Source organism: Streptomyces sp. NPDC028368 (genome assembly GCF_055565615.1).
Genome location: NZ_JBVHTY010000002.1, coordinates 535,964 through 553,792 on the forward strand (window position 1 = coordinate 535,964; position 17,829 = coordinate 553,792).

Consider the following 17,829-nt stretch of genomic DNA (forward strand, 5'->3'; position numbering starts at 1 on the left):
GGGGTGCGCGGCACCCCTCCGCTTCGTTGTCCAGGGGCGTGAACCAGAAGAACCATGACGCAAAGCGCAGCGCCCGCGAGCGGCTGCAGGCACAGCGGGCGAAAGAAGAGAGCCGCGCCCGGCGCAGCCGCCAGGCGATCGTCGCCGGATCGCTGGTGGCGGTCCTGGCCGTCGCCGGCGGCATCGCCATCTGGGCCTCATCGTCCGGCGGCGGCAAAAGCAGCACCGACAACGAAACCGCCCGCCCCAAGCAAGCCAGCGGCGGCGACAAACCCGCCGTCCCCGTAGGCGCACCCGACGCCCCCTCAACCCTCACCGTCTGGGAAGACTTCCGCTGCCCCGCCTGCCAGCAGTTCGAGACCGGCTTCCGCCCCGCCATGCACGAACTCGAGGACACCGGACAGCTCAAGACCGAGTACCACCTCGTGACGATCATCGACGGCAACGCCGGCGGCAAGGGCTCCGCCAACGCCGCCAACGCCGCACTCTGCGCCCAGGACGCCGGCCGCTTCCGCGACTACCACGACGTCCTCTACTCCCACCAGCCGCCCGAGCAGCAGGACCGATTCGGCGACAAGAAATACCTCATCCAGCTGGCGGACAAGGTCAAGGGACTGCCGTCCGCCGCCTTCACCAGATGCGTCAACGACGGCCGCTACGACGGCTTCGTCCAGAAGTCCAACGCCGCCTTCACCACCTCCGGATACCGCGGCACCCCCACCGTCCTGCTCGACGGCAAGGACCTCTCGAAGGAAAAGGGCGGCCACGTCACCCCGGCCGACCTCAAGAAAATGGTCATGGACGCCAACAAGGGAAAGCAGCCAGGCAAGCCGCAGACGAGCGCCCCGCCGTCCTGACCCACCGCTCAACACGCCGGACACACAGCGTCATGGCCTGATATGCCAGGGTCGTTACGCAGCCGTAGCCGGGTGAGGTTGTCGCCGACCCCGCCCGGCGCGGTAGCGTCGACCCTGCCATGGACCTCGCATTCATTCCCAGCCCCTCGACCGGCGTCGTACACCTCGGCCCGATCCCGCTGCGCGGCTACGCATTCTGCATCATCATCGGCGTCTTCGTCGGCGTCTGGCTCGGCAACAAGCGCTGGGTACAGCGCGGCGGCCGCTCCGGAACCGTCGCGGACATCGCGGTCTGGGCCGTGCCCTTCGGGCTGGTCGGCGGACGCCTCTACCACGTCATCACGACGTACGAGCCCTACTTCGGCCCCGACGGGCACCCCCTCGACGCCTTCAAGGTGTGGCAGGGCGGCCTCGGCATCTGGGGCGCGGTCGCGCTCGGCGCGGTGGGCGCCTGGATCGGCTGCCGCCGCCGCGGCATCCCGCTCCCCGCGTACGCCGACGCGCTGGCACCGGGCCTCGCCATCGGGCAGGCGATCGGCCGCTGGGGCAACTGGTTCAACCAGGAGCTCTACGGCAAGCCGACCGATGTGCCCTGGGCACTGAAGATCAGCTCCGACCCGGCCATCGGCCGCATCGGCGGCACCTACCACCCCACCTTCCTGTACGAGTGCCTGTGGTGCCTCGGCGTCGCGGCACTGGTCATCTGGGCCGACAAGCGCTTCCGGCTCGGCCACGGACGGGCCTTCGCCCTGTACGTCGCCGCCTACTGCGCGGGCCGCGCCTGGATCGAGTACATGCGGGTCGACGAGGCGCACCACATCCTGGGCCTGCGCCTGAACGTGTGGACCGCGCTGATCGTCTTCGTCCTGGCCATCGCCTACCTGGTGATCTCGGCCAGGAAGGCACCGGGCCGCGAAGCGGTCGTGGAGCCCGGCGCGCAGGCCGTGGAGGGCGAGACGGCAGACGACGCGAGCGCCGAGGGCGAGACCGCCGAGGGCGCGCCCGCCGACGAGGACGCCAAGGTCTCGGTCGAGAAGAAGACGGCCGAGAAGAAGACGTCCGAGAAGACGACCACTGAGACCACGACGGACGGCACCAAGGCGGACGGCACCAAGGCGGCTGCGGCGAAGACGGACGGCGCGTCCGACGACGCCGAGCCGCAGGCCGACGGGGCCGCGGCGGACGAGCCCGGCGACGAGGCGAAGTCCGACGACGCCGCAGGCAAGGGCGACGACGCCACAGGCACGAGCGACGACGCCCCGGCACAGTCCGACGCCCCCGACACCGGCGCCAAGCCCGCCGGGAGCGGCAGCAAGAAGTCCTGAGACGGCCGACGGCCGCCACCGCAACCGGGCGGGCCCGCAACGCGCACAACGCGTTCCGGGCCCGCCCGGCGCTTTGCCGTACCCGGCGACTCAGCGGCCGCGCCCCGCCAGCGCCAACACCCGCCGCGCCCCCGCCACCACCGCCGCATCCACGAACCGGCCGTCCGGCAACGCCAGCGCCCCCGCCTCCGTCGCCGCCGCCCCCACCACCTCCTCCGCCGCCTCGACCTCCTCCGCCGACGGAAGATACGCCGCCTCGATCACCGGCAGCTGACGGGGATGGATCGCCGCCCGGCCCAGAAACCCCAGGTCCCGGCCCTGCACACAGGAACGGGCCAGCCCCTCCACATCGCGTACATCCGGATGCACCGACTGCGGCGGCGGCGCCAGACCGGCCGCGCGCGCCGCGACCACCACCCGACTGCGCGGCCAGGCCAGCCCCGCCTCGTCCCGCACCCCCAGCTCGGCACGGAGATCGGCCTCACCGAGCGCGATACCGCACAGCGCAGGATGCGCCGCGGCGATCGCATAGGCATGCTCGATGCCCAGCGCGGACTCGAGCAGCGCATGAAGCGCCGGGAGAGTGGGCGGAAGCTGAGGAGCCAGGGCGGGCGGCAGCCCCGGGGCGAGGGGGGCGGTGGGCCCCGTCACAGGGGCAAACCGGTGACCCGCGAGAACACGGGCACGGGGCCGCACGGTCGCCCAGGCCGCCGCCCGGTGGACATCCGCCGCGCGCTGCACCTTGGGCAGGCGCAGCCCCGACAGCCCCGGCAGCCCCGCCAGGGTACGGATCTCGGTCTCGGCGAGCGGCCCGTCCAGCGCATTGACACGCACATGCACGGGAACCGGACCCGGCGCCGGATCGGCCAGGAGCTCGGCCGTGGCACGCAACGCATAGCCCTTACGGTCGGCGGCGACCGCGTCCTCCAGGTCCACGAGGATGACATCCGCCCCGCAACCGAGCGCCTTGACGACCACCTCAGGCCGGTCACCGGGCACATACAGCCAGGTCAAAGGAGGAGCGACCACGGCCTCCGGACGCCTCACAGCGCCCCCGCCACCCGTAGAGCCGCGATCTCGGGACCGCTCATGCCGAGCCCGGCCAGCACCTCGTCCGTATCCGCACCGTGCGGGCGGCCCGCCCAGCGAATGGCACCGGGAGTCTCGGACAGCCGGAAGAGCACGTTCTGCATCCGCACCGTGCCGAGCTCCTCGTCCGGAACCTCGATGACGGACTCCAGCGCCCGGTACTGCGGGTCCGCCAGCACATCACGGATGTCATGGACCGGCGCCACGGCCGCCTCCGCCCGCTCGAACGCGGCCAGCACCTCGTCCCGGCCGCGCCGCGCGATCCAGCCGCCGACCGCCGCATCGAGCTCCTCGGCATGCCGGGCACGCCCCTCCCCGGTCGTGAACCAGGGCTCATCGATCAGCTCCGGCCGGCCGACCAGCCGCATCACCCGCTCGGCGATCGACTGCGCAGACGTGGACACCGCCACCCAGGAGCCGTCAGCGGTGCGGTACGTGTTGCGGGGCGCGTTGTTCGTGGAACGGTTGCCGGTACGCGGCTGAACATAGCCCAGCTGGTCGTACCAGATGGGGTGCGGGCCCAGCACCGTCAGCATCGGCTCAATGATCGCCATATCGACGACCTGACCCCGCCCGGTGGCATCCCGCCCACGCAACGCCGCCATCACCGCGTACGACGTGGTGAGCGCCGCCACCGCATCGGCGAGCCCGAACGGCGCCAGGGTCGGCGGCCCGTCCGGCTCACCGGTCAGCGCGGCGAAACCGCTCATCGCCTCGGCCAGAGTCCCGAACCCGGGCCGCCGCGCATACGGGCCGAACTGCCCGAAACCGGTGACCCGGGCGAGCACCAGACGCGGATTCGCAGCACACAGCTCCGGCCAGCCCAGGCCCCACTTCTCCAGCGTGCCGGGCCGGAAATTCTCGACGATCACATCCGCGCCGGCGGCGAGAGAAAGCAACACCTCCCGGCCACCCGGCGTCGAAAGGTCAAGCGTCATCGTCTTCTTGTTGCGGCCCAGCAGCTTCCACCACAGGCCCACACCATCCTTGGCGGGACCGTGCCCCCGGGCCGGGTCGGGCCGCCGCGGATGCTCCACCTTGATCACCTCGGCGCCGAAATCCCCGAGCATGGTGGCGGCCAGCGGCCCGGCGAACAGCGTGGCCAGATCCAGCACCCGCAGCCCGGCAAGAGGACCGGGCGGCGCGGGCTGCTCGCAAGCGCGCTCGTACAAAGGGGTCAGGGACGGGTCGGTCATGGTGCGGGTGCCTCCGGTCGGTCGGGGTGGCGCGCCGCCGCGGCCAGTGCGGCGGTACGCCGGGCGAGAGTGTCGAAACCGGTGCCGTCCAGGCCGCCGACGGAGGTGGCGAGCCGGTTGCGCAGCGGCGCGGTCCAGCGGTCGGGCAGGGCCGCGGGACTGCCCGCCAGCAGCCCGGCCAGCGAGCCGGCCGTCGCACCGTTGGAGTCGGTGTCCCAACCACCGGACACCACACGGCAGATGGAACCGGTGAAGTCGCCGTCGGCATGCGTGAGCGCGGCGGCCAGCAGCGCCGCGTTCGGCACCGCGTGCACCCAGTGGTGATGCCCGTAGACGGAGTGCAGCCGGTCGACGACGGCCGCGAACCCCTCCGCCGTACCCGTCGGCTCACCGCACGCGGCCGCGATCCCGAAGCGGACCGCCCGCGCCAGCCGGGACCGCCCGGGGATCACCGCGAGCCCGTCCCGCAGCGCGCGGTGCACATCCGTGCCGCCGCCCGCCGCACGGGCCAGCGCGGCCGCCGCGAACATCGCCGCGTACACCCCGTTCGCGGTATGGCTGAGCGTCGCGTCCCGCCAGGCCTCCGCGGCCGCCCCGACCGGGTCGCCCGGATGCGTCCAGCCGTACACATCCGCGCGGATCTGCGCGCCGATCCACTCCCGGAACGGATTGCGGTACCGCGCGGTACCCGGCGGCTCGATGCCGTCCAGAAGATTGCGGTACGCGATGCGCTCGGCGGTGAAGGTACGGCCGGCGGGCAGCTCGTCCAGCCACAGCCGCGCCACATCGGCCGTGGTGAAACCATGACCGTGACGTTCGAGCAACAACAGCCCCAGCACCGGGTAGTTGAGATCGTCGTCCTCGGGCATCCCGTCGATGTTCTCCGCCAGCGACGTGCCGCGGCTGCGGCGGTTCCAGGGATAACGGGCAGCCACCGCCGGATCGAGCCCGGCCGCGGTGAACCACGACGACAGCGGCCAGTTCCCGCATCCGCGCGCCAGCGCCCGGATGCCGTCGAGCGGCAGCTTCTCCACCGGCTTGCCCAGCAGACACCCGGCGGCCCGCCCGAGCCACGCCGCCTCCAGCCGGGCACCGAGACCGCCCGGGGGCCCCGTATCACCCCGGTCGCTCCTGCCGCTCCTGCCGCTCGTATCGCCCCTATAGCTCGTGCTGCTCGTGTCGCTCCTGCGATGTGGCGTCAATGCCACGCCATCCGAGGGGAGTTGCCAGGCGGCGGCCCGGATTTCCTCCAGGCCGGTGGGCTCGATGTCGTCCGACGGGCAGGGCAGCACGGCCAGCTCATCAAGCAGGGACTCGGCGAGCGGACGCAGCGACGGCTGCGACGGTGCGGGGGAGGCACCGGCACGAGCGGGCGCCGGCGCACCCCCCGCCGCCCGCCACCGCCGCTCGATCGCGCCCGCCGCCCGCCCGTCCTCGGCCGCCTGCCGTAACTCGTGGCCCACCAGATCCTCGGGCTGCACCCAGGTCACCCGGAGCAAAGACGCAGCCACGGCGGTCCCCATGGTCACCCCTCCGTCATGGCACTGGCTGCGGTCACGGCACTAGCTGCTGTCATGGCACTGCCTGCGGTCACGGCACTGGCTGTGGCGAGCGCGGCGAACGCCCGCTCGTGGGCGCGCCGGCGGGCCCGGTCGCGGGCGAAGACCTCGCGGGTGACGGCGGCCAGCGCCGCCGCCGGCGCGTACAGATCGAGACGGCTGGCGCGGGCGACCTCCGTACTCCACTCGGCCGGAACGGCACCGGCACCGTGCAGCGCACCCGCGATCGCGCCGCTCATCGTGGCGATGGAGTCACAGTCGCGGCCGTAGTTGACCGACCCCAGCACCGTGCTGCGGAAGTCACCGCCGCAGGCCAGCAACATGCCCAGCGCGACCGGGAGTTCCTCGATCGCATGCAGCCGGGAGGGGCGGCGGGCGCCCAGAGACGGATCGCGGTAGTCGGGGCCCACCGTGTCGAAGGGGGCGACGGCCGCGCGCAGCGGCGCCAGCGCGGATTCGAAGCCGGAGTGCGCGGCGGCCGCATCGCACACCGCCTCGATCGCGGCCCGGGTGCCGTCCTTGGCGAGGCGGAGCGCATGGCCGATGACGGACGCCACGGTGGCCTCCGGTGCGAACGCGGCGGCCACGGCGGCGGCGAAGACCCCCGCCGCCTCCCGGCCGTAGGAGGACTGATGGGCGCCGGCGATGTCCAGCGCCTCGGCGTAGGCCCGGTCCGGATGACCGGCGTTGACGATGCCGACCGGCGCCATGTACATCGCCGCACCGCAGTTGACGATATTGCCGACACCCGCCTCACGCGGATCGATGTGCCCGTAGTGCAGCCGCGCCACGATCCACTTCTCGGCGAGGAAGATCCGCTGCAGCGGCAGCGCCTCCTCCTCCAGCTCGGGGATCCAGCGCGGGGTGCCGATCAGATCCGGGACGAGATGGTCGGCGATGTCGTAGGCGTCGAGATGATCGCGGACCGTCTCGTAGACCCGTACCAGCGCATGCGTCATGAGGGTGTCGTCGGTGACGTGGCCGTCGCCCTTGTGGTACGGCGCGATCGGGCGCGCGGTGCGCCAGTCCTCGTGGAACGGGCCGACAATGCCCGCGACCCGGCCGCCGTGCCGCGCCACGATCTGCTCCGGCGTCCACCCCTCCACGGGCCCGCCGAGCGCGTCGCCGACGGCGGCCCCCACCAGACAGCCGGCCGCCCGGTCCTCCAGGGGCGCCACCGCGCTCCGGACGGCCGCGCTGTCGATGGCGGCGCTCCCGGCGGACGCGCTTCCGGCGGACGGGGTCGGAGCCGCGGCCGGTTCCGGAGCCGGTTCCGGAACTGGTTGCGCGGCCGGTTCCGCGGCCGGTTCCCGGGCGGTCTGCATCGTGTACGTCATGTGCGGGTGAGTCCTTCCATGGTGGGCAGTCATGGCGACGAGCGGCGATCATCACGGAAAGTAACTGTACGGGAACTGATTACTCTCCGTAATCGTTGCTGTGTTAAGAGGAGGCGGCAGGCACGGCGGGGGAGTGCGACGGGGCGGAGGAGGGCGACGGGGAAGAGGGTGAGGAGGGTGAGGAGGCAGGCGGGTGCGGCGTGGTGGCGGCGGCCGACGGTGCAGGCGGGCGCGACGGGGAAGGGGGGCGCGACCGGGCGGCGGACTGCGGCAGGGCGGGCAGGGGAGGCGGGGCGGCCGTCCGGACGGGGTGAGGCCCGGCGGGGCCGTCGGGGCCGTCCTGGCCGTCACGGGTGTCAGGGACGTCGCGGGTGTCGCGCGCCTCGCGCGCGTCAGGGGTGGTGGTCATCTCCGCACCGGCGAGCCGGCCCGCCAGTTCGACGAGGTCGGTGCCGGCCAGTCGGGGCAGGGCGCAGCCGGAGAGCACCCGGCACGCGTCGCGCCAGGTACGCGGCAGCGCGCGGGCGCCGCCGAGCGCGCCGGTCAGCGCCCCGGCGAGGGCGGGCGCGGAGTCGGCGACGCGGGAGAGGCAGGCGGCGGCCGGTACGGCCTCGGCGACCCGGCCGCCGCCCGCGATGGTGAGGGCGAGCGCGACGGGCACGGTCTCGGCCGCGGCGATGCCGTAGCTGTAGACGTGGTCGACGATCTCGTGTTCCAGGACGGGGACCAGGGCGAAGGCATTACCGGCGCGGCCGGGGTGGTCGGCGGCCGCGGCGCGGGCGAGAGCGACCGCGTGCAGCGCGTTACGGCGGATCTCGGTGCCCTCGGGGAGCTGGTCGAGGGCCGCGTCCACGCAGGCGTCCACCGGCGCGCCGCCGAGCGCCGCCGCGACCGCCGCGGCCATCGCGCGGGCGCCGTGCACCCCGTCGCCGTCCTGGGTGTAGCGCGCGTCGTACTCGGCGAGCCCGGCGGCCGCGGCGGGATCGCCCGGGTAGACGGCGGCCAGTACAGCGGCCCGAACGCAGGCCGCGTCGTCGAAGAAGTGCGGGTTGTCATGCCCGGTGGCGGGCGGCCGCAGCCCGGCGGCGAGATTGCCGAGCCCGGCCCGTACCGAGATCCGGGCGCGCAGTGGCAGTACCGCGGACTCCACCTCGGGCGCCCGGTCGGCGGCCGCGGCGACCTCGCCGGCCAGGGCGTTCCAGGCCAGGTCGACGGCGGCGCGCATCCGGCGGTCCCGGCCCAGGTCGCTGAGCAGCGCACCGGCGGCGGTGAGCACCGACTCGGCGGTGAAGGCCGCCCACTCGGCGTCGTCGGACGGTCCGAGCAGCAAGGGTTCGGGCGGCTGGTTGAGGGCGATGGGCACCGGCAGTGTGGTGGTGGCGTTCTGCTCGGCGAAGGTGTCCAGCTCGCGGGTCAGCCGCCGGGTCCATTCGGGCATCCGCGCCGCCCGGTGCCGTGCCGCGGGCCAGCCGGCGGCGTCCCCGGAGGCCAGCCCGAGCAGCAGGCCCTCGATACGGCTGCGGGAGGGGGAACCGGTCGGACCGCCGGGGGATGCGGAATCGGTCGGACCGTTGCGGGATGCGGAATCGGTCGGATCGCCGGGGGATGCGGGATCGGTCGGACCGTTGCGGGAGGCATTCTCGGCCGTACGTCTGCGGGAGGCGGGCTCGCTCATACGCTCGCCGCCTCGGTGCACGCGCCCGCCGTCGTGGCGTACGCACCCGCCGCCTCGGTGCACGCACCCGCCGTCGTGGCGTACGCACCCGCCGCCTCGGCGCCCGCGCCCGCGGATGCGACTCCGGCGCCCGCACGGACCCCGCCCGCGCCCGCGGATGCGACTCCGGCGCCCGCACGGACCCCGCCCACGTCCGCGGGTGCTGCTCCGGCGCCCGCACGGACCCCGCCCACGTCCGCGGGTGCTGCTCCGGCGCCCGCACGGGCCGAGCCCGTGCCCCCAGGCGCCACCCCCGCCCCCGCAGGTGCCAGGAGTTCCGCGATGTCCAGGACGTGGTAGCCCGCCATCGAGGGCAGGCAGGTGCCGCGGGCCGGGCCGATGGCGGTGGTCCAGGATTCGGGGATCGCGGCGGCGCCGGACAGGGCGCCGGCCAGGGCGCCGGCCACCGCCGCCGTGGTGTCCGCGTCGCGGCCCATGTTGACCGCGGTCAGCACCGAAGCGCGGAAGTCGCCGCGGGCCGCCGCGAACGCCCCGAAGGCCAGGCCGACGGCTTCGGGTGCCAGGTCCGTCCAGGGGTAGCCGCCGACGACGACCGCGGAGCGCACCGCGCGTTCGGTGCCGAGCCGGGTGATGCCGGGGTCGTGCCGGGAGCGCTGGGCGGCGCCGACCGCGCGGCGCAGCGAGCGGGCCGTCCAGGAGTCCTCGGGGATGACGGAGAGCGCGGCGGCGATCACCGCGTCGGTGTTGGGGGTTCCCCCTGGACCGATGGGGGTCCCCCCAGTCGAACGGAGTTGAGACCGGGGGATTGCCGAAGGTCCTTGGGGGAGGGTGACCATGGCGGCGGCGACCCCGGCGGCGACCGCCTGGCCGCCGTAGATTCCCTCGCCGTCGTGGCTGACGGTGCCGTCGATGGCCACCAGGCGGGCGGCCTCGGTGGGGCGGCCGGCCGCGAACACCCCGAACGGTGCGGCGCGCATCGCCAGGCCGTCGCTCCAGGCGTGCCGGTGCTGGGCGGAGATGGGGGCGGCGAGGCCGCGGCGGAGGTTTTCCAGGGTGCCGCGTTCGCTGAAGCCCGCGCCGCGGAACGGGCCCTCGTCGCGGTCGGCGATCCACTGGTGCCAGGCGGCCTCGACATGGGCGACGGTCAGCGCGGAACCGTGTGCGGCCAGCAGCAGCCCGGAGAAGATCGCGTACTCGGTGTCATCGGTGCCGGCCGGATCGTCCTCGACATAGCCTTCGATGCGGCCCCAGCGGCGGCGGATCTGTGAGGGCTTCATGTTTTCCGCGGGTGCGCCGAGCGCGTCGCCGACCGCGAGCCCGAGCATCGCCCCGCGGGCCCGGTCACGCAGCGCATCGGCCAGGCCGGCCGGTGAGGGCGGGGGATCCGGTGCGCTCATGGCGTGCCCTTTCGTCGTACGGGTCGGGGTGTATCCGTCCCACGCGAGGGGCCGCCTCTCCTGCGCCGGGCGGCGAGGTCACCCGGTCGACGGCGGAATCTGATAGGGCATCAGAATCCTCTTTTGGGGAAAGCCGCAGGTCAGCGCGGTAAGTTCGGCCTTCCTTGCTAGCGGCGGAGGGTGATTCGCGCATAACTTCGAGGTGTTGCAGGGGGAAGCGCCGCCATCGGCCCACACCTCGTGGAAGGGAGAGGTCCCTATCTATGTCCGTCATGGAGATCATGGACAGCGCGGCGCCGACGCATATCGCGCACCGTGACAATCACACCCACCGTGACGTCAACGGCGGCTGGCTGCGTCCCGCGGTCTTCGGCGCGATGGACGGTCTGGTCTCGAACCTCGCCCTGATGACGGGTGTCGCCGGCGGCGCGGTGTCGCAGCAGACGATCATCATCACGGGTCTTGCGGGTCTGGCGGCCGGTGCCTTCTCGATGGCCGCCGGGGAGTACACCTCGGTCGCCTCGCAGCGCGAGCTGGTCCAGGCCGAGCTGGACATCGAGCGGGCCGAGCTGCGCAAGCACCCCAAGGACGAGCTCGAGGAGCTGGCCGCGCTGTACGAGTCGCGGGGCGTCGAGCCGGAACTCGCCCGGAAGGTCGCCGAGCAGCTGTCCAGGGACCCCGAGCAGGCGCTGGAAATCCACGCCAGGGAGGAATTGGGAATAGACCCGTCCGACCTTCCGTCGCCCACGGTTGCCGCGGTTTCTTCCTTCGGATCCTTTGCTTTGGGCGCGCTTTTGCCTGTGCTTCCTTATCTTTTGGGGGCTTCGGCGTTGTGGCCGGCGGTGGTTCTCGCACTGCTCGGACTGTTCGCCTGCGGGGCGGTCGTGGCCCGGGTGACGGCGCGTTCGTGGTGGTTCAGCGGATTGCGTCAACTGGCCCTGGGTGGCGCGGCCGCGGGTGTGACGTACATCCTGGGATCGTTGTTCGGAACCGCCGTAGGGTGAGGGGCCGTGCGGGGCTTCCGCATAATTGACGTGTTACCCAGCGGTTTCGGTTTGTTGACGGCCGGGCATAAGGCCCAGGCGTCGCGGGCAATGTCGCTCGCCGGACGCCGCATAACGGGATGGCGGAGTGTCCGCCCGTGTCCTTGATCCACCGCAATGCGCGGTGTCCGTATGTTGGAAGGCACTATCCGCTTTTCGAGAAGCGGGCCATCCTGTAACCTGCACGAAAATTTCGCGGAGGGCCAACGTCGTCCCTCGGCAATGCCTATGCCACGACGACGTTGGGAGAGCCGATGCGTTCCGCGTCCACGCACTCCGCGACCACCGGCAGCGCCACCAGCGCCGCCTGGTCGCCCATGGACGGGCGCCCCGCCCAGCAGGGGATGTACGACCCTCGCAATGAGCACGACGCCTGCGGCGTCGGCTTTGTGGCCACCCTCACCGGCGAGGCCAGCCACGCGTTGGTCGAGCAGGCGCTCACCGTCCTGACGAACCTGGAGCACCGCGGTGCCACCGGCTCGGAGCCCGACTCCGGCGACGGCGCCGGCATCCTGCTCCAGGTGCCGGACGCGTTCCTGCGCGAGGACGTCACCTTCGAGCTTCCCGAGGCCGGCGCCTACGCCGTCGGCATCGCCTTCCTGCCCTCCGAGGCCCGCGATGCGGCCGCCGCCGTCTCACGCATCGAGACGATGGCCGTGGAAGAGGGCCTGACCGTCCTCGGCTGGCGCATCGTCCCGGTGGCCCCGCAGCTGCTGGGCAACGGCGCCCGCGCCACCATGCCGGCCTTCTCCCAGCTCTTCGTGGGCGACGGCGAGAACACCGGCCTGGCGCTGGACCGCAAGGCGTTCGCGCTGCGCAAGCGCGCCGAGCGCGAGGCGGGGGTCTACTTCCCCTCGCTCTCCTCCCGGACCATCGTCTACAAGGGCATGCTGACCACCGGCCAGCTCGAGCCCTTCTTCCCGGACCTGTCCGACCGCCGCTTCGCCACCGCCATCGCGCTGGTCCACTCGCGGTTCTCCACCAACACCTTCCCGAGCTGGCCGCTGGCCCACCCGTACCGCTTCGTCGCACACAACGGCGAGATCAACACGGTCAAGGGCAACCGCAACTGGATGCGCGCCCGCGAGTCCCAGCTCGCCTCCAAGCTGTTCGGCAGCGAGGAACTGGAGCGGATCTTCCCGGTCTGTACGCCGGACGCCTCCGACTCCGCCTCCTTCGACGAGGTCCTGGAGCTGCTGCACCTGGGCGGCCGTTCGCTGCCGCACTCGGTGCTGATGATGGTCCCCGAGGCGTGGGAGAACTCCCCCTCCATGGACCCGGCCCGGCGCGCCTTCTACCAGTACCACTCCACGATGATGGAGCCCTGGGACGGCCCGGCCTGTGTCACCTTCACCGACGGCACCCAGGTCGGCGCGGTCCTGGACCGCAACGGCCTGCGCCCCGGCCGCTACTGGGTCACCGACGACGGCCTGGTGGTGCTGTCCTCCGAGGTCGGCGTGCTCGACATCGACCCGTCCAAGGTCGTCCGCAAGGGCCGCCTGCAGCCGGGCCGGATGTTCCTCGTGGACACCGCCGAGCACCGCATCATCGAGGACGACGAGATCAAGGCGCAGCTCGCCGCCGAGCAGCCCTACCAGGAGTGGCTCGAGTCCGGTCTGATCGACCTGGCCGATCTGCCCGAGCGTGAGCACATCGTGCACACGCACGCCTCGGTCACCCGCCGCCAGCAGACCTTCGGCTACACCGAGGAAGAGCTGCGGGTCATCCTCGCGCCGATGGCCAAGGCCGGCGCCGAGCCGATCGGCTCGATGGGCACCGACTCGCCGATCGCCGCGCTCTCCGAGCGTCCGCGGCTGCTCTTCGACTACTTCACCCAGCTGTTCGCGCAGGTCACCAACCCGCCGCTGGACGCCATCCGCGAGGAGCTGGTCACCTCGCTGATCTCCTCGCTCGGCCCGCAGGGCAACCTGCTGGAGCCGACCGCGGCGTCCTGTCGCAGCGTGACCCTGCCGTTCCCGGTCATTGACAACGACGAGCTGGCCAAGCTCGTGCACATCAACGCCGACGGCGACATGCCCGGTATGAAGGCCGTGACCCTCTCCGGTCTCTACCGCGTGAGCGGCGGCGGCGAGTCGCTGGCCGCCCGGATCGAGGAGATCTGCGCCGAGGCGGACGCCGCCATCGACGACGGTGCCCGGCTGATCGTGCTCTCCGACCGGCACTCCGACGCCGAGCACGCGCCGATCCCGTCGCTGCTGCTGACCTCCGCGGTCCACCACCACCTCATCGGCACCAAGGAGCGCACCCAGGTCGGTCTGCTCGTCGAGGCCGGCGATGTGCGCGAGGTGCACCATGTCGCGCTGCTCATCGGCTTCGGTGCCGCGGCCGTCAACCCGTACCTGGCGATGGAGTCCGTCGAGGACCTCGTCCGCGCCGGCACCTTCCTGCCCGGCATCGAGGCCGAGGCCGCCATCAAGAACCTCATCAAGGCGCTCGGCAAGGGCGTTTTGAAGGTCATGTCCAAGATGGGCATCTCGACCGTCGCCTCCTACCGCGGCGCGCAGGTCTTCGAGGCCGTCGGCCTGGACGAGGACTTCGTCGCAACGTACTTCCACGGCACCGCCACCAAGATCGGCGGCGCAGGCCTGGACGTCGTCGCCAAGGAGGTCGCCGCCCGGCACGCCAAGGCCTACCCGGCCTCCGGCATCGCCGCCACGCACCGCGCGCTGGACATCGGCGGCGAGTACCAGTGGCGCCGCGAGGGCGAGCCGCACCTCTTCGACCCGGACACCGTCTTCCGGCTCCAGCACTCCACCCGCTCGCGCCGCTACGACATCTTCAAGCAGTACACCGAGCGGGTGAACGAGCAGTCCGAGCGGCTGATGACGCTGCGTGGCCTGTTCGGCTTCAAGACCGACCGGTCGGCCCGCCCCTCGATCTCCATCGACGAGGTCGAGCCGGCGTCCGAGATCGTCAAGCGCTTCTCCACCGGCGCCATGTCGTACGGCTCCATCTCCCAGGAGGCGCACGAGACCCTCGCCATCGCCATGAACCAGCTGGGCGGCAAGTCCAACACCGGTGAGGGCGGCGAGGACCCGGAGCGCCTGTACGACCCGGCGCGCCGCTCGTCCATCAAGCAGGTCGCCTCCGGCCGCTTCGGTGTGACCAGCGAGTACCTCGTCAACTCCGACGACATCCAGATCAAGATGGCGCAGGGCGCCAAGCCCGGCGAGGGCGGCCAGCTGCCCGGCCACAAGGTCTACCCGTGGGTCGCCAAGACCCGGCACTCCACGCCGGGCGTGGGACTGATCTCCCCGCCGCCGCACCACGACATCTACTCCATCGAGGACCTGGCTCAGCTGATCCACGACCTCAAGAACGCCAACCCGGCCGCCCGCATCCACGTGAAGCTGGTCTCCGAGGTCGGCGTCGGCACGGTCGCCGCGGGCGTCTCCAAGGCGCACGCGGACGTGGTCCTCATCTCCGGCCACGACGGCGGCACGGGCGCCTCCCCGCTGACCTCGCTCAAGCACGCGGGCGGCCCCTGGGAGCTGGGACTCGCCGAGACCCAGCAGACGCTGCTGCTCAACGGCCTGCGCGACCGCATCGTCGTGCAGACCGACGGCCAGCTCAAGACCGGCCGCGACGTGGTCATCGCCGCCCTGCTGGGCGCCGAGGAGTACGGCTTCGCGACCGCCCCGCTGGTCGTCTCGGGCTGCGTCATGATGCGGGTGTGCCACCTGGACACCTGCCCGGTCGGCATCGCCACCCAGAACCCGACGCTGCGCGAGCGCTTCAGCGGCAAGGCCGAGTACGTCGTCAACTTCTTCCAGTTCATCGCCGAAGAGGTCCGCGAACTCCTCGCCGAGCTGGGCTTCCGCACCCTCGAAGAGGCCGTCGGCCACGCCGAACTGCTGGACACCACCCAGGCCGTGAACCACTGGAAGGCGCAGGGCCTGGACCTGGCCCCGCTGCTGTACGTCCCCGAGCTGTCCGAGGGCGCCGTCCGCCACCAGGTCACCGTCCAGGACCACGGCCTGGAGAAGGCGCTGGACAACGAGCTGATCGAGCTCGCCGCGGACGCGCTGGCCGCGGACACCGCCGAGGCCGCACAGCCGGTACGGGCGCAGGTCGCGATCCGGAACATCAACCGGACCGTCGGCACCATGCTCGGCCACCAGGTGACCAAGAAGTTCGGCGGCGCCGGCCTGCCCGACGACACCATCGACATCACCTTCACCGGCTCGGCCGGCCAGTCCTTCGGCGCGTTCCTGCCGCGCGGCATCACGCTGCGCCTGGAGGGCGACGCCAACGACTACGTCGGCAAGGGCCTCTCCGGCGGCCGGGTCATCGTCCGCCCCGACCGCGGCGCCGACCACCTGGCCGAGTACTCCACCATCGCGGGCAACACCCTCGCCTACGGCGCCACCGGCGGCGAGCTGTTCCTGCGCGGCCGGGTCGGCGAGCGGTTCTGCGTCCGTAACTCCGGTGCCACGGTGGTCTCCGAGGGCGTCGGCGACCACGGCTGCGAGTACATGACCGGCGGCCACGCCGTCGTCCTGGGCGAGACCGGCCGCAACTTCGCGGCGGGCATGTCCGGCGGCATCGCCTACGTCATCGACCTCGACCCGGACAACGTCAACCGCGAACTGACCGACGCAGTCACCGCGCTGGACGACACCGACAAGCAGTGGCTGCACGACGTCGTGCGCCGCCACCAGGAGGAGACCGGCTCCACCGTCGCCGCCAAGCTCCTCGCCGACTGGGACGCGGCCGCCGCCCGCTTCAGCAAGGTCGTCCCGGCCACTTTCCAGGCAGTGCTCGCCGCCAAGGACGCCGCCGAGCGAGCCGGACTCTCCGAGTCCGAGACCCACGAGAAGATGATGGAGGCGGCGACCAATGGCTGACCCCAAGGGCTTCCTGACCACCGGGCGCGAGGTCGCCGAGACCCGCCCCGTCGAGGAGCGCGTCAAGGACTGGAACGAGGTCTACAAGCCTGGTTCCCTGCTCCCGATCATCAGCAAGCAGGCGTCGCGCTGCATGGACTGCGGCATCCCGTTCTGCCACAACGGCTGTCCGCTGGGAAACCTCATCCCCGAGTGGAACGACTACGCCTACCGCGAGGACTGGACCGAGGCCAGCGAGCGGCTGCACGCGACCAACAACTTCCCGGAGTTCACCGGCCGCCTGTGCCCCGCCCCCTGTGAGGCCGCCTGTGTGCTGGGCATCAACCAGCCGCCGGTGACCATCAAGAACGTCGAGGTCTCCATCATCGACAAGGCGTGGGACAACGGCGACGTCACCCCGCAGCCGCCCGAGCGCCTCTCCGGCAAGACCGTCGCCGTCATCGGCTCCGGACCGGCCGGCCTCGCCGCCGCCCAGCAGCTGACCCGCGCCGGCCACACCGTCGCCGTCTACGAGCGCGCGGACCGTATCGGCGGGCTTCTGCGCTACGGCATCCCCGAGTTCAAGATGGAAAAGCGCCACATCAACCGCCGCATCGAGCAGATGCGCGCGGAGGGCACCAAGTTCCGTACGGAGGTGGAGATCGGCCGCGACATAGAGGCCAAGAAGCTGCGCAAGCGCTACGACGCCGTCGTCATCGCCGCCGGCGCCACCACCTCCCGCGACCTCCCCGTCCCGGGCCGCGAGCTCAGCGGCATCCACTTCGCGATGGAGTACCTGCCGCTCGCCAACAAGGTGCAGGAGGGTGACCTGACCGTCGCCCCGATCACCGCCGAGGGCAAGCACGTCGTCGTCATCGGCGGCGGCGACACCGGCGCGGACTGCGTCGGCACCGCCCACCGCCAGGGCGCGGCCTCCGTCACCCAGCTGGAGATCATGCCGCGGCCGGGCGAGGAGCGCAGCACGGGCCAGCCCTGGCCGACGTTCCCCATGCTCTACAAGGTCACCTCCGCGCACGAGGAGGGCGGCGAGCGGGTCTACTCCGTCTCCACCACCCACTTCGAGGGCGACGAGGACGGCAACGTCCAGTTCCTGCACCTGACCGAGGTGGAGTTCAAGGACGGCAAGCTCGAGCAGAAGCCCGGCACCGAGCGGAAGATCCCGGCCCAGCTGGTCACCCTCGCGATGGGCTTCACCGGCACCGACCGGGACAACGGTCTGGTCGAGCAGTTCGGCCTGGAGCTCGATGAGCGCGGCAACATCGCCCGCGACGCGGACTTCGCCACCAACGTCCCCGGCGTGTATGTCGCCGGTGACGCCGGCCGCGGCCAGTCGCTGATCGTGTGGGCCATCGCCGAGGGCCGTTCCGCCGCCAAGGGCGTGGACCGCTTCCTGACCGGAGCCAGCGCCCTGCCGGCTCCCATCAAGCCGACGGATCGCTCACTGACCGTGTGACCGACCCGTCCCACAGATGTCCCGTACAAC

At 72.2% G+C, this 17,829-nt stretch carries 10 protein-coding genes and 1 pseudogene; 5 read left to right on the top strand and 6 right to left on the bottom strand.

Annotation, left to right across the window (positions count from 1 at the left end; all coding sequences use genetic code 11):
* Positions 1-38: 38 nt before the first annotated feature.
* Positions 39-857, top strand: coding sequence for a DsbA family protein (locus ACZ4S3_RS05935; protein ID WP_467926457.1), 819 nt, complete (start codon positions 39-41; stop codon positions 855-857).
* Positions 858-976: 119 nt separating this feature from the next.
* The gene (gene lgt / locus ACZ4S3_RS05940) at positions 977-2,182 is read left to right on the top strand and encodes a prolipoprotein diacylglyceryl transferase (RefSeq protein WP_467926460.1); all 1,206 of its coding nucleotides are present in this window, start codon (positions 977-979) and stop codon (positions 2,180-2,182) included.
* A 90-nt stretch (positions 2,183-2,272) separates the two neighbouring features.
* On the opposite strand, the gene ACZ4S3_RS05945 is transcribed toward lgt, so the two are convergent.
* From ACZ4S3_RS05945 to ACZ4S3_RS05970, 6 genes and pseudogenes are all read right to left on the bottom strand, one after another.
* Complete coding sequence (locus ACZ4S3_RS05945; RefSeq protein WP_467926465.1) at positions 2,273-3,211, bottom strand: HpcH/HpaI aldolase/citrate lyase family protein; 939 nt, start codon at positions 3,209-3,211, stop codon at positions 2,273-2,275.
* Between the two features lie 14 nt (positions 3,212-3,225).
* A complete protein-coding gene (locus ACZ4S3_RS05950) occupies positions 3,226-4,467 on the bottom strand; it encodes a CaiB/BaiF CoA transferase family protein (RefSeq protein WP_467926469.1) in 1,242 nt (413 codons plus the stop codon).
* Positions 4,464-5,990 (bottom strand): ADP-ribosylglycohydrolase family protein, encoded by a 1,527-nt coding sequence (locus ACZ4S3_RS05955; RefSeq protein ID WP_467926474.1) that lies wholly within the window; start codon positions 5,988-5,990, stop codon positions 4,464-4,466. The genes ACZ4S3_RS05950 and ACZ4S3_RS05955 overlap by 4 nt, the downstream gene beginning before the upstream one ends.
* Positions 5,991-5,992: 2 nt before the next feature.
* Positions 5,993-7,363 carry an ADP-ribosylglycohydrolase family protein gene (locus ACZ4S3_RS05960; RefSeq protein WP_467926478.1) on the bottom strand — a complete coding sequence of 457 codons (1,371 nt, stop codon included), beginning with the start codon at positions 7,361-7,363 and terminating at the stop codon, positions 5,993-5,995.
* Between the two features lie 103 nt (positions 7,364-7,466).
* Entirely contained in the window at positions 7,467-9,038 is a 1,572-nt protein-coding gene (locus ACZ4S3_RS05965) for an ADP-ribosylglycohydrolase family protein (protein ID WP_467926482.1), read from the bottom strand.
* 302 nt (positions 9,039-9,340) lie between these two features.
* Positions 9,341-10,435: pseudogene (locus tag ACZ4S3_RS05970) on the bottom strand (ADP-ribosylglycohydrolase family protein); the annotation flags it as partial.
* Positions 10,436-10,707: 272 nt separating this feature from the next.
* On the opposite strand from ACZ4S3_RS05970, the gene ACZ4S3_RS05975 reads away from it, so the two are divergent.
* The 3 genes from ACZ4S3_RS05975 to ACZ4S3_RS05985 all read left to right on the top strand — a co-directional run bounded on the left by ACZ4S3_RS05975 (position 10,708) and on the right by ACZ4S3_RS05985 (position 17,799).
* Positions 10,708-11,439 (top strand): VIT1/CCC1 transporter family protein, encoded by a 732-nt coding sequence (locus tag ACZ4S3_RS05975; RefSeq protein WP_467927353.1) that lies wholly within the window; start codon positions 10,708-10,710, stop codon positions 11,437-11,439.
* A 293-nt stretch (positions 11,440-11,732) separates the two neighbouring features.
* Positions 11,733-16,346 carry a glutamate synthase large subunit gene (gene gltB, locus ACZ4S3_RS05980; RefSeq protein ID WP_467926486.1) on the top strand — a complete coding sequence of 1,538 codons (4,614 nt, stop codon included), beginning with the start codon at positions 11,733-11,735 and terminating at the stop codon, positions 16,344-16,346.
* Positions 16,339-17,799, top strand: coding sequence for a glutamate synthase subunit beta (locus ACZ4S3_RS05985; protein WP_467926491.1), 1,461 nt, complete (start codon positions 16,339-16,341; stop codon positions 17,797-17,799). The genes gltB and ACZ4S3_RS05985 overlap by 8 nt, the downstream gene beginning before the upstream one ends.
* Positions 17,800-17,829: the final 30 nt, after the last annotated feature.